The sequence below is a fragment of the Paraburkholderia youngii genome (genome assembly GCF_013366925.1).
GTDB classification, from domain to species: domain Bacteria; phylum Pseudomonadota; class Gammaproteobacteria; order Burkholderiales; family Burkholderiaceae; genus Paraburkholderia; species Paraburkholderia youngii.
This window is the reverse complement of record NZ_JAALDK010000001.1, coordinates 3,516,787-3,528,602: the sequence shown is the minus strand read 5'-3', so window position 1 is coordinate 3,528,602 and position 11,816 is coordinate 3,516,787. Positions and strand designations below refer to the sequence as shown.

12 protein-coding genes and 2 pseudogenes are annotated in these 11,816 nt (G+C 66.2%); 11 read left to right on the top strand and 3 right to left on the bottom strand.

Annotation, left to right across the window (positions count from 1 at the left end; translation table 11 throughout):
* The first annotated feature begins 35 nt into the window (after positions 1–35).
* The 9 genes and pseudogenes from G5S42_RS16215 to G5S42_RS16175 all read left to right on the top strand — a co-directional run bounded on the left by G5S42_RS16215 (position 36) and on the right by G5S42_RS16175 (position 8,698).
* Entirely contained in the window at positions 36–752 is a 717-nt protein-coding gene (locus G5S42_RS16215) for a (2Fe-2S)-binding protein (protein ID WP_176107679.1), read from the top strand.
* Between the two features lie 11 nt (positions 753–763).
* Complete coding sequence (locus G5S42_RS16210) at positions 764–1,765, top strand: FAD binding domain-containing protein (protein WP_176107678.1); 1,002 nt, start codon at positions 764–766, stop codon at positions 1,763–1,765.
* Complete coding sequence (locus tag G5S42_RS16205) at positions 1,762–3,975, top strand: xanthine dehydrogenase family protein molybdopterin-binding subunit (RefSeq protein ID WP_176107677.1); 2,214 nt, start codon at positions 1,762–1,764, stop codon at positions 3,973–3,975. Before G5S42_RS16210 ends, G5S42_RS16205 begins: the two co-directional genes overlap by 4 nt.
* Before the next feature lie 138 nt (positions 3,976–4,113).
* Complete coding sequence (locus G5S42_RS16200; protein WP_176107676.1) at positions 4,114–4,701, top strand: nucleotidyltransferase family protein; 588 nt, start codon at positions 4,114–4,116, stop codon at positions 4,699–4,701.
* 107 nt (positions 4,702–4,808) lie between these two features.
* Positions 4,809–5,576, top strand: a complete 768-nt coding sequence (locus G5S42_RS16195) for a class II aldolase/adducin family protein (RefSeq protein WP_176107675.1) — start codon at positions 4,809–4,811, stop codon at positions 5,574–5,576.
* An 87-nt stretch (positions 5,577–5,663) separates the two neighbouring features.
* Positions 5,664–5,795 (top strand): annotated as a pseudogene (locus tag G5S42_RS45200) (2-dehydropantoate 2-reductase N-terminal domain-containing protein); the annotation flags it as partial.
* 41 nt (positions 5,796–5,836) lie between these two features.
* Entirely contained in the window at positions 5,837–6,760 is a 924-nt protein-coding gene (locus G5S42_RS16185; protein ID WP_176107674.1) for a LysR family transcriptional regulator, read from the top strand.
* A 234-nt stretch (positions 6,761–6,994) separates the two neighbouring features.
* The gene (locus G5S42_RS16180; protein ID WP_217709901.1) at positions 6,995–7,630 is read left to right on the top strand and encodes an alpha/beta fold hydrolase; all 636 of its coding nucleotides are present in this window, start codon (positions 6,995–6,997) and stop codon (positions 7,628–7,630) included.
* A 63-nt stretch (positions 7,631–7,693) separates the two neighbouring features.
* Positions 7,694–8,698 (top strand): LuxR C-terminal-related transcriptional regulator, encoded by a 1,005-nt coding sequence (locus G5S42_RS16175; protein WP_312883575.1) that lies wholly within the window; start codon positions 7,694–7,696, stop codon positions 8,696–8,698.
* Positions 8,699–8,748: 50 nt separating this feature from the next.
* Here G5S42_RS16175 and G5S42_RS16170 read toward each other — a convergent pair.
* Positions 8,749–9,054, bottom strand: a pseudogene (locus G5S42_RS16170) (AMP-binding enzyme); the annotation flags it as partial.
* Positions 9,012–9,287 (bottom strand): hypothetical protein, encoded by a 276-nt coding sequence (locus G5S42_RS16165; protein WP_176107672.1) that lies wholly within the window; start codon positions 9,285–9,287, stop codon positions 9,012–9,014. The gene G5S42_RS16165 and the pseudogene G5S42_RS16170, both read right to left, overlap by 43 nt.
* A 437-nt stretch (positions 9,288–9,724) precedes the next feature.
* Here G5S42_RS16165 and G5S42_RS16160 point away from each other — a divergent pair, with 437 nt between their 5' ends.
* Together G5S42_RS16160 and G5S42_RS16155 are read left to right on the top strand one after the other, a co-directional pair.
* On the top strand, positions 9,725–10,432 hold the full coding sequence (locus tag G5S42_RS16160; protein WP_013091233.1) for a PIG-L family deacetylase: 708 nt from the start codon (positions 9,725–9,727) through the stop codon (positions 10,430–10,432).
* 128 nt (positions 10,433–10,560) lie between these two features.
* Positions 10,561–10,713, top strand: coding sequence for a hypothetical protein (locus G5S42_RS16155; RefSeq protein ID WP_008921009.1), 153 nt, complete (start codon positions 10,561–10,563; stop codon positions 10,711–10,713).
* Between the two features lie 23 nt (positions 10,714–10,736).
* Here the strand turns inward: G5S42_RS16155 and G5S42_RS16150 are convergent, their stop codons facing one another.
* Positions 10,737–11,804: a 2-aminoethylphosphonate aminotransferase gene (locus G5S42_RS16150; protein WP_176107671.1), complete on the bottom strand. Its 1,068-nt coding sequence runs from the start codon at positions 11,802–11,804 to the stop codon at positions 10,737–10,739.
* Positions 11,805–11,816: the final 12 nt, after the last annotated feature.

Here is an 11,816-nt window from a genome sequence, read left to right as displayed (position 1 = left end):
CTGCATTGACCTTTCAATGGAGTCAACAGATCGTCATGACCACGCCTACAGAATGTCAGCATTGCGGGGACACCCCCGCTTCAGAGTCGGCCGCCGAGCAAACCACCACACCTTCCCAACCGTCACGCCGCCGCTTCCTGCAATCGGCGGCGGCCGCCGCGACGATCGGCGCGGCGCCGCATCTGCGCGCGCAAGCGCAGGCACCCGCCGCACCCGCGCCGCAAAGCAACCCCGTGGTGCCGCCGCGCCCCGTTACATTGACCGTCAACGGCCGCGCATACGCGCTACAGCTCGAACCGCGCGTGACGCTGCTCGACGCGTTGCGCGAATACGCCGGTCTGATGGGCACGAAGAAAGGCTGCGACCGTGGTCAATGCGGCGCCTGCACGGTGCTCGCCGACGGCCGCCGCATCAACTCGTGCCTGACGCTCGCGGTCATGCATGAAGGCGAGAACATCACGACCGTCGAAGGACTCGCGAGCAACGGCACGTTGAGTCCTGTGCAGGCCGCGTTCATCGAACACGATGCGTTCCAGTGCGGCTACTGTACGCCCGGGCAGTTGTGCTCGGCGACCGCCCTGCTCGGCGAATTCCGCAGCGGCACGGCGAGCACCGTGACCGCCGACGTGCGCGCGCGTCCCGCCGCGCTCACCGACGACGAAATCCGCGAACGCATGAGCGGCAACATCTGCCGCTGCGGCGCGTACGTGAACATCGTCGCCGCGGTGCGCGCCGCGCACGAGCACGCCTGACGGAGACCGACATGGATGCGATTTCCTACGACCGCGCCAGCGACGTCGCCAGCGCGGTACGCGCCGCGCAACAGCCCGGCGCGGTGTTCATCGGCGGCGGCACGAATCTGCTCGATCTGATGAAGGGCGGCGTCGCGCGGCCGGTGCGGCTCATCGATATCACACACATCGGCGGCCTCGACTCGGTGACGACGCTGCCCGGCGGCGGCCTGCGCATCGGCGCGCTGGTGCGCAATAGCGACGCGGCCAATCACGCGCTGGTGCGCGAGCAGTACCCGCTGCTGTCGCAAGCGCTGCTCGCGGGCGCGTCGCCGCAGTTGCGCAACATGGCGACGGTCGGCGGCAATCTGCTGCAACGCACCCGCTGCGGCTACTTCTACGACACCGCTTTCACGCATTGCAACAAGCGCCTGCCCGGCAGCGGCTGCGCGGCGCTCGACGGCCATAACCGCGGACACGCGATCCTCGGCGCGAGCCCGCAATGCATCGCGGTCAACCCATCGGACATGAGCGTCGCGCTGGCCGCGCTCGATGCGCTGGTGCGCGTGAGCGGCCCCGGCGGCGAGCGCACGATCGCGTTCGCCGACTTCCATCGCCTGCCCGGCGACCGGCCCGACGTCGATACCACGTTGCAGCCCGGCGAGCTGATCACCGCGGTCGATCTGCCGCCGCCGCTGTTCAGCGCGCATTCGCACTATCTGAAGGTGCGTGACCGCGCGAGCTATGCGTTCGCGCTCGTATCGGTCGCGGCCGCGTTGCAGATGGACGGCGAGCGCGTGCAGAGCGCGCGTATCGCGCTCGGCGGCGTCGCGCACAAACCGTGGCGCGCGAACGTGGCCGAACACATGCTGAGCGGCCAGCCGCTCAGCCAGGCCACGTTGAAAAACGCCGCCGCGGCCGCGTTGAGCGGCGCGCAGCCGCGTCACGACAACGCCTTCAAGGTCCAGCTCGCGCAGCGCGCGATCGTGCGCGCGGTCAACCAGGCCGCCGGCAATGCGGGAGGTGTCGCATGAATCTGATCGGACAACCGCTCGATCGCGTCGACGGTCTGCTGAAGGTGACCGGCGACGCGCGTTATGCAGCCGAATTCCCCGGGGCGCGCCTCGGGCATGGGGTGCTCGTGACGAGCACGATCCCGGCCGGCACGATTTCGTCGATCGATGCGAGTCGCGCCGAGGCCGTGCCCGGCGTGCTGCTCGTGATGACCTACCAGAACGCGCCGCGTCTGCCGAACGGAGGCAAGTCCGCGTTCTCGCCTCCGGCCGGCCGGCACCTGTCGCTTCTGCAAGACAACCAGGTGCACTACAGCAACGAGCCGGTCGCGGTAGTCGTCGCCGATACGCTCGAACATGCAACCGATGCCGCGCGCCAGCTGCGCATCGTCTATCAGCCGGACACCGCGGCGCTCGACTTCGAGCAGGCGAAAGCGCACGCGCATGCGCCGGACAAGCCGCAGGGCCGGCAGACCGATACGCAGCGCGGCAGCTTCGAAGACGGCATGCAAAGCGGCGACGTGCATATCGAGGCCACCTACACGACGCCGATCGAGCATCACAACCCGATGGAGCCGCACGCGACGATGGCGCACTGGGACGGCCCGCAGCTGACGGTCTACGACTCGACCCAGGGCGTGAGCGGCACCGCGCAGGTGCTCGCGAAGACGTTCGCGATCCCCGTGTCCGACGTGCGCGTGATTTCGCCGCTGATCGGCGGCGGCTTCGGCTGCAAGGGCTCGTCGTGGTCGCACGTGTCGCTGTGCGCGATGGCCGCGCGGCAAACCGGGCGGCCCGTGCGGCTCGCGCTCGAACGGCCGCAGATGTTCGGCCCGGTCGGCGCGCGGCCGCGCACCGAGCAGCACTTCGTGATCGCCGCGCGGCATGACGGCACCCTGACCGCGATGCGCCACGACAGCATCTCGAACACGTCGATGATCGAAGACTGGACCGAGACCTGCTGCATGGTCACGCGCATGCTGTATGCGGTGCCCAACCAGGTGACGACGCACCGGCTCGTGCAGCTCAATGTCGGCACGCCGACCTTCATGCGCGCGCCGGGCGAGACCACCGGCTCGTTCGCGCTCGAATCGGCGATGGACGAACTCGCGGTCGCGCTGAAGATGGACCCGCTCGCGCTGCGCCTGAAAAACTACGCGGAAAGCGATCCGCAGGAGCACAAGCCGTGGTCCGGCAAGTCGCTGCGCGAGTGCTATCAGATCGGCGCCGAGAAGTTCGGCTGGTCGCGCCGCTCGCACACGCCACGTTCGATGCGCAATGGCAACACGCTGATCGGCATGGGCATGGCGACCGCGACGTATCCGGCCAACCGCAGCGAGGCGTCGGCGCTCGCACAGATTCTGCCGGACGGCACCGCGGTGGTCGCCTCGGGCACGCAGGACATCGGCACCGGCACCTACACGGTGATGACCCAGGTCGCCGCCGATGCGCTCGGCTTCACGCCCGAGCAGGTCCACTTCGCGCTCGGTGATTCGTCGCTGCCGCGCGCGCCGGTGTCGGGCGGCTCGCAGTCGGCGGCCAGCGTGTCGCCCGCGGTGCGCGACGCGGCGAGCCAGGCGCGCAGCCAGCTGATCGCGCTGGCGCTCGCCGATGCGGCCTCGCCCGTGCATGGCTTGCCGCTCGACGACGTCACCGTCGCAAGCGGCTGGGTCGTGAGCCGCTCGCAACCCGACAAGCGTGATCCGGCCGCGGCGATCATCGCGCGCGCGGGCGGCAAGCCGATCGAGGCGACCGCCACCGTGAAGCCAGGCGACGAGAAGCAGAAGTACTCGTTTCACTCGTTCGGCGCGGTGTTCGTCGAGGTCCACGTCGATGCCGAGTTGGGCACGATCCGCGTGCCGCGCGTGGTCGCGGTGTACGACGTCGGCCGCGTGCTGAATCAGAAGACCGCGCGCAGCCAGATGATGGGCGGCATCGTGTGGGGCATCGGCGCGGCGATGCAGGAAGAGAGCACGCTCGATGAGCGCTTCGGACGCTTCACCAACGCGAACCTCGCCGAGTATCACGTGCCGGTGAACGCCGATATCGGCACGATCGACATTGCGTTCATCGACCGGCCCGATCCGTACATCAACTCGCTCGGCGTGCGCGGGATCGGCGAGATCGGCATCACGGCCGTGGTGGCCGCGATCGCGAACGCGGTGTACAACGCGACCGGCGTACGGGTGCGCGATCTGCCGATCACGCTGGACAAGGTGGTGCGGACCTGAACCGGCGGCCGCGGCGGAAACGATGCAACAGCGAAAGCCGGAGCGGCGGGCGGCTGGCATCGGGCTTGTCCTGCCGCGCTTGCCTCCCGCCCCGTTGCATCGCACAATCGGGGCACTCCTCTCTACCGGTATCCGCCGATGGCCTATGCCTCGCTCGCCACTGGCGTGTTGCTCGCCGCCGGTTCCGGCTCGCGCTTCGATCCGCGCGGACTGCACAACAAACTGCTCGCACGCATGCCCGACGGCACCCTGGTCGCGCATGAAGCCGCGCATCGGCTGCTGCAGGTCGTCACGCGGGTGCTCGCCGTGGTGCGGCCGGGCTCCGACGCGCTCGCCCGCGTGCTGAACGATGCCGGCTGTGATGTCGTGTTTGCGGCGAGCGCCGAGCGCGGCATGGGCGCGAGCCTCGCCGCCGGCATCGAAGCGAGCGACGACGCCGAGGGCTGGATCGTCGCGCTCGCCGACATGCCGCGCATTGCAATTCCGACCATCGAAGCGGTAGCCCGCGCGCTCGACAACGGCGCGCCGCTCGTCGCGCCGTTCTACGACGGCCAGCGCGGCCATCCGGTCGGCTTCGGCAGCGAGCACCGCGACGCGCTGCTCGCGCTCGACGGCGACACCGGCGCGAAGGCGCTGCTCAAGTCCCGGGCGCTGACGCGCCTCGATGTCGACGATCCCGGCATTCTGCGCGACGTGGATACGCCGGATGATTTGCGCACGCTCTAGCGGCTAAGCTCAGCGTCGCCGAGACGCGACCTTTCGTGTATCTGACAGATTTTTGGCGGCTCCGAGTACATCATGTGAACTCGCATCTTCAAACGAGGAGTATCGACGTGAGCTCATCCGCCATCAGACTGAAGAACGACGTCTCCCCGGCCGAGTGGGACGCACGCGTCAATCTCGCGGCCGCCTACCGTCTCACCGCGCTATTCGGCTGGGACGACCTCGTGTTTACCCACATCTCGGCGCGCGTGCCGGGCCCCGAGCATCATTTCCTGATCAACCCGTACGGCATGATGTTCGATGAGATCACCGCGTCATCGCTGGTCAAGATCGACCTCGACGGCCGCAAGGTCAGCGAATCGCCGTACGACATCAATCCGGCCGGCTTCACGATCCATAGCGCGATTCATGCGGCACGCGAAGACGCGCTTTGCGTGATGCACACGCACTCGATCAACGGCGTGGCCGTGTCGGCTCAGGCGGAGGGCTTGTTGCCGCTGTCGCAGCAGTCGCTGGGTGTGCTCGCGTCGCTCGGCTATCACGACTACGAGGGCATCGCGCTCAATGAAGCCGAAAAGCCGCGCCTCGTTCAGGACCTCGGACACAACACGAATCTGATGCTGCGCAACCACGGCCTGCTGACGGTCGGCAGGACGCCGGCGGATGCGTTCGTCGCGATGTATTTCTTCGAGGCGGCCTGCATGATCCAGGTACGCGCGCAGGCGGGCGGCGGCAAGCTTCTCCCCATCGCGCCGCCGATTCTCGACAACATCAAGGAGCAGATCAAGCTCGTGACGAGGGGCGCGACGCCAGGCGCGCTCGTGTGGCCGGGGCTGCTGCGCCGGCTCGATCGTCGTAACCCCGGCTTTGCGGACTAGAGGCCTGGGCGTCACGCAAAGTGTGATGGACCGAGTTGCCGATGCGACGCAACGGGGGTGTGACCGGTAGGCGATCTGAGAATCTGCATGGCAAAAATCTGTATCTACGGCGCCGGCTCGATTGGTTGCTATGTCGGCGGACGGCTGCTGACTGGTGGCAGCGACCCGCGTGTGCTTGGCATACCGGATGCACTGTTCGAACGGCTCGGCCGCGCGATGCTGACGATCTTGCCGGACAAGGAAAGGGACACTGATACCGCATGAAGCCCCTGGATCTGACGCGATTCGATCTCAACCTTCTGGTCGTACTCGAGGCACTTTGGGCCGAGAGGCACGTCGGCCGCGCCGCCGAACGACTGCATTTGTCCCAGTCCGCAACCAGCCACGCTTTATCGAGGCTGCGTACTGCTTTTGCTGATCAGCTTTTCATTCGTCACCCTCGCGGGATCGAGCCAACGCCGCTGGCCATCGAGTTGATGCCGCGCGTGGCGGCGGTGCTGGAGTCGGTCAGGCTCGTCGCCAGTCCACGTGGCCCATTCGATCCAGGTCGCGTGCAAGCGACACTGTCGGTGGCAGCCACCGATCACGCCATCTTGACCGTCATCGCCCCTGTTCTGCACAGCATCCAGGCCGCTGCGCCGGGTGTCGTGCTGAGGCTCGGGCCAGCCGATAGCGAATCCGCTCTGCGCATGTTGGACCGTGGCGATTTCGACATCGTGCTAGGGTCCGGCTCTTTCGCCCAGATTCCGCAGCGTTTTGATTGCCAGCTTGTTCATACGGAGCGTTTCGTCGGCATTGCGCGCAAGGGGCACCCGGCCCTCGTCAAGCGAGGCAAGAAGCTGCACATGGAACTGGATGACTTCGCTCGGCTGCCGCACATCCTGGTCTCGCCGCGCGGAGATACACGAGGCGCCGTCGACGATGCGCTGGAGGCCGTCGGTCGAACCCGGGTGGTGAGCGCCACCTGCCCCAGCTTTCTGGCTGCTCCGTTCATGGTCGGTGCTTCGGAAGCGATTGCCGTTATCGCGGAGCGGGTCGCACTGCGGATGCAGGACACTGCGCAACTGAGCCTTTTCGAACTGCCGTTGGCGTTACCGACCTGGGAGGTGCTCGTTATTCGAGCCCGAGGGCGCGCCAACGAACCGGCCGTTCAGTGGCTTACCAACATGATGATCGCCCACTGAACATCGGCAGGGACTTGCTGCCGTCGCAGCGACAAGGGCGCCATGAATCTCGTGCATCGACATGCTGTGCAAATGCCATTGGATCGAATACCTCGGGCCTCATAGAGTTCGGTTGCCGATTATTCAACCTGCTCGGAGTGCCCCATGAGGACATCCCCCACCTTGGTCATGATCCCTTGCTTCGCAGGCGCTCCGTGGCAGCTTGACCAGTTGACCCACTTGCGGAGTCGCCCCATGCGTACACTTCGTTTACCGGACGACGTATGCAAACTGGAAACGTTGGCCGACTTCATCGCTGATCAGTTGAAGGATCTCGACAGCTACGTGTTGGTTGGTGATTCGTACGGCGCGGTCTCCTCGATCGCGGTTGCGACGCGGCAGCCGAAGGGCCTGAAGGGCCTGGTGCTCTCGGGTGGATTTGCCAGGAGTCCGATCACCTCGCCCTTGCTCAAGATGCTGGCGGCGCTTGCACCGTTCTTCCCCGGGCCCTTTTATCGACAGTTGACTCTTTCATTCCATGCAATGCAGTTGGCTTCGTCGTTCGACAAGGAGGGGGAGATACCCTGGTCCATCGGAAAGAGCCGCGACTTCTTCATCAGGGAAACGTCGCATAAGGCCTACGTCAACCGCATACGCTCGATCGGGAAGACGGACTATACGGCTCTGCTGAAGAACATCGACGTCCCCACGCTGATCCTGACTCCGGAGGAAGACAAGCTGATCGGCAAAGAAGCCGCGGGGGTCCTGGTGAACGGCATCAAGGGGGCGCAGGAAGTAGTCATGCCGCGCACGGGTCACATGTTCAGGTTTTCACACCCTGGTGCGTACTCTCTCGAGATCAGAAAGTTTCTGGAGCGAGCGTCGCTATAAGGACTCTGATGCAAATAGACGTGCCGTCAAGATGGCGACGGCTCGGCAAACGCGTGTCCTCCGGTGTCCGCCGCGCTGTGCGCGCCGATGCTCGCGCAGATCCGCTACGAGCAGGGCCGCCTCGACGAGGCCGAAGCGCTCCTGCTCGATCTGATGCCGATCGTCGATGCGGCCGTGCTGCTCGATAGCGTGCTGATTGCGTATCGAGTGCTGATCCGGATCGCGATGGCGCGCTCGAACGCCTCGCACGCGTATGCGCTGCTCGACCACGCGCAAGACCTCGGCCATCGGCGCGGTTGGCAGCGTCTGGTCGCCGCGGGGTTCGTCGAGCGCACTCGGCTGCATATCGCCGAAGGAAGAATGACCGAAGCCGCCGCATGTGTGCACCAACTCGACGGACTCCCGGCGCGCGACCCGCAATCGTCGACGCCCGTGTCGGCGGAAATCGACAACTATCGCGCACTCGCCGCGGGCTGCCTGGCGATGGCGCGGGGCCGCACGAGCGAGGCCGTCGACCACCTGAACACCGCGCGGCGAAGCGCGGAAAGCCGTCACGGCGACTACCTGGCGTTGCACTTGCGCACCACGCTCGCGCTCGCGTGGATGAGCGCGGGCCAGTTGAGCGAGGCGATCGAGGTGTTCGGCCGGGTCGTCGAAGTCGCCGCGCCCGCCGGCATCTATCAGTCGATTCTCGACCAGGGCGCCGGCATCGGATCGCTGCTGCAGGCGATGCGCGACGATACCCGCAGCGTCGCGGGGAAGCCGGCGCGAACGAAGGACGCGGCGAATTACATCGACCGTCTTTGCGACGGCTGGCGTGCGCTTTATCAGCCCGGCAGCCACGCGCAGCGCGATGGCGAACGCGAAGCGCTGAGCGCGCGCGAAAGCGAAATCGTCGGGCTGATCGCGCAGGGTCAGTCGAACAAGGAAATCGCGCGCAGTCTCGGCATTGCGCCCGAGACGGTCAAATCGCACGTGAAGAGTATTTTCGTGAAGCTCGAGGTCGACAAGCGCGCGCATGCGGTGTCGCGCGCGCAAGCGCTGGGTCTGCTGCGCAACGGCGAGTGAGGCGCTATCGCGCCAGCCATTGCGCCAAGCCTTCGAAGCGTTGTGATTTCTCAGGCGAACTGCGCGCGCCGCCACTTCTTGTTAAGCTTGCCGACGCTGGTCTTTTCGAGCGCGTCGACGAACCTGACGATCTGCGGCACCGCATACTTCGAGATCCGTCCCAACTCACTGAACGTCAGCACGTGACGCTTGATGTCGTCCTCGCTCACCGCGGCGCCTTCGCCGAGCACCACCAACGCGACCGGCCGCTCACCCCATTTCTCATCGCCGATGCCGATGACCGCCACCTCCGATACGCCCGGGTACAGTGAAATCAGGCTCTCGATTTCCAGCGATGAAATCCATTCGCCACCCGATGACTGTCCCAGTCCATCACCGCGACGGTGCCGCCGTGCCACGCGCCCAACCGGGAAAGTCCATTGGCGAGCCGCGCGATGCGCTCGCGCAGCGTCGTATAGGTCATGCGGAGCTGGCCGCGATACACGATCTCCGGGTCCGCCGCCTGAACGAACGGCGTGTGCAGCAACTGCTTGATCAGCAATGGATAGGCGTAGGCCGAGGGCGCGGCGGCCGTGGCGTTGTCGCGCATCTGAATCTCCTAGAGCACTGAACTGGATGGATGGCGGGCGCACACGGCTTCATTGCTGCGTGGCTGACAGCCTCGTCCCGCGGTGAGTTCCCGATAGGCAAATCATCTGCGCGGTTGCGCGGGGGGACTATCCCCTGAACGGGGGAGGCCGGAGAGAGGGTTTGGAGAATTCGCGAACTACACAAAACACGGGCGCTTCAACGCCATGACAGCGACGCGCGACGAGCCGAAAAGCCGCGACCGTCGCCTGATGGACAGATCGAGACCCCGATCCGCGGTCATTCAGGCATGTAATTTGCGCACGGCAAGTTTCGCGCGCAAGCCGTGCCGATTACGCCTAAGCTGAGGTGACGCCACGTTTTTTCACATGCGGCGCCTTGACGACCGACGGCCTCGACGCCTCATCCGCCCCGCCTCGAACCCCCAGACGCAAGCCCATGAGCGAAACCACTCCACGCCTTTTCATCGTCTCGCCCCATTTCGACGACGCCGTGTTCAGTTGCGGCGCCTTGCTCGCCGCCCATCCCGACGCTGCCGTCTGCACCGTGTTCGCCGCGCCGCCCGAACACGACATGCATACGGAGTGGGACCAGAAAGCGGGCTTCGCGAACGCTCATGAAGCGGTCCGCGAACGCACGGTCGAAGACAACCGCGCGCTCGAAGTGCTCGACGCGATTCCGCTGCGCATGCCGTTTCGCGACAGCCAGTACGCCGACTCGCCGTCGATCAGCCAGATGGCGGCGGCGCTGGAGGAAACGATTTACCGCACGACCGCCAACACGCTGCTGATGCCGCTCGGCCTGCATCACGAGGATCATGCGCGGGTATTCGAAGCGTGCTGCGAAATCCTGCCGCGCCTCACGCATCTGGACTGGTTCGGTTATGAGGAAGCGATTCACCGGCTCACGCCGGGCGCGGTGCAGGCGCGGCTCGCCGATCTCGCGCAGCGCGGCATCGTCGCGACGCCGGCAACGCCGAGCGCGGGCCACACGATCGACGTGCAGCGCCGCGCGCATCTGAAACGCGAAGCGGTCAACGCCTACGCGAGCCAGTTGCGGGCGTTCGGCCCCGGCAATTATGAAGACGTGTTCGCGACCGAGCGCTACTGGCAGCTCAGCGTCGGCCGCAAACGCGCGAGAAAATAGCAAAAAAGGAGCGAGCAGGAAGCGCGGCGAGCGCCTACGCTTGAAGACAGATAACCGACGCGGCGGCGGGCATCGACGGCAACAACCGCCCCGCCGGACCCGCGCATTTCAACCGCAAGGGTGACGCAATGAGCTACGACATGCACACCAGCCCGATTCCCGACCCGAACGCCGATCCGAACCGCGACCCGGAAGCCGACCCGCTGGTGCCGCCGTCGCCGGGGCATCATGTCGAGGAGCCGCAGCGGCCTGACGGGCCGCCGGACAAGGACCCGGTGTAAAGGGAGCCGCGCTCGACACGGCGTCAGCCTGTCAAGTCGCTGAAGCCCTGCAGCAGGCGGTCGATATCGGCCGCGTGAATGTTGCCCATCGTCGAGATGCGGAACAGCTCCGCCGACAGCCCGCCCTGCCCCGCATAGATCACGAAGCCGCGCGCCTTCAACGCGTCGTGCAGTTGCGGATACGCGATACCGTTGGGCAAGCGGTACGCGCGCAACACCACCGACGACTCCCCAGCCGGCAACACACTGCCGATGCCGCGCGCGGCCAGGCCCGCGCGCACCTGCCCGGCAAGCGCCGCATAGCGCGCATGACGAGCGCGCCAGCCGCCTTCGTCGGCGAGTTCACGCAGGGCCTCGACCAGCGCGTAATACGCGTGTACCGACGGCGTAAACGGCGTGTTGCGCTGATCCTGCAAACGCGCGAGCCGCGCGAGATCGAGGTAGTACGTGCGGCTCGCCGCGCGTGCGAGCGCCGCGCGCCGCACCAGTACGAACGACGCGCCCGGCACGCCATGCAGGCACTTGTTGGCGGTCGCCGCGAGCGCGTCGAGGCTCGCGTCCGCGAAATCGATCGCTTCGGCGCCGAAGCTGCTGACACCGTCCACCAGCAGACGCAGGCCGCGCTCGCGGCACAATGCGCCGAGCGCCGCGATGTCGTTCAGACGGCCCGTGGTCGTTTCGTGATGAATCACCGCGACGTGCGTGAACGACTTGTCGGCGTCGAGCCGTTCGGCGATCTTCGCGAGATTGGGCGCGTCCATCCAGTCGTGCTTCAGCGCTTCGTGCGCGATGCCGTATTGCGCGGCGATCTGCGCGATGCGCTCGCCATACACGCCGTTTTCGACGACGAGCAGCTTGCCGTTCTGCGGCACCAGCGCGGCCGTCATGCTTTCGACGGCGGCCGTTCCGGAACCGGTCATCAGCACTGCCTGCCATTCGTTCGGATCGATCCCGTACACGTCGACGAGACGCGTGCGCGCCTCTTCCTGCAGGTCGAAAAATTCGCTCTCGCGATGGCACAAGTCCGTCTGCAACAGGCTGTTGCGGACACGTTCGGTGAGCGTCACCGGGCCGGGATTGAGCAGCAGCATGGTCGCTCCTGT

Excerpts from the sequence above, each read along its gene's own strand:
- G5S42_RS16155 (WP_008921009.1), top strand. The coding sequence starts at position 10,561 with ATGAGCTACGACATGCACACCAGCCCGATTCCCGACCCGAACGCCGAT.
- G5S42_RS16180 (WP_217709901.1), top strand. The coding sequence starts at position 6,995 with ATGCGTACACTTCGTTTACCGGACGACGTATGCAAACTGGAAACGTTG.
- G5S42_RS16215 (WP_176107679.1), top strand. The coding sequence starts at position 36 with ATGACCACGCCTACAGAATGTCAGCATTGCGGGGACACCCCCGCTTCA.
- G5S42_RS16200 (WP_176107676.1), top strand. The coding sequence starts at position 4,114 with ATGGCCTATGCCTCGCTCGCCACTGGCGTGTTGCTCGCCGCCGGTTCC.
- G5S42_RS16150 (WP_176107671.1), bottom strand. The coding sequence starts at position 11,804 with ATGCTGCTGCTCAATCCCGGCCCGGTGACGCTCACCGAACGTGTCCGC.
- G5S42_RS16160 (WP_013091233.1), top strand. The coding sequence starts at position 9,725 with ATGAGCGAAACCACTCCACGCCTTTTCATCGTCTCGCCCCATTTCGAC.
- G5S42_RS16210 (WP_176107678.1), top strand. The coding sequence starts at position 764 with ATGGATGCGATTTCCTACGACCGCGCCAGCGACGTCGCCAGCGCGGTA.
- G5S42_RS16185 (WP_176107674.1), top strand. The coding sequence starts at position 5,837 with ATGAAGCCCCTGGATCTGACGCGATTCGATCTCAACCTTCTGGTCGTA.
- G5S42_RS16205 (WP_176107677.1), top strand. The coding sequence starts at position 1,762 with ATGAATCTGATCGGACAACCGCTCGATCGCGTCGACGGTCTGCTGAAG.
- G5S42_RS16165 (WP_176107672.1), bottom strand. The coding sequence starts at position 9,287 with ATGCGCGACAACGCCACGGCCGCCGCGCCCTCGGCCTACGCCTATCCA.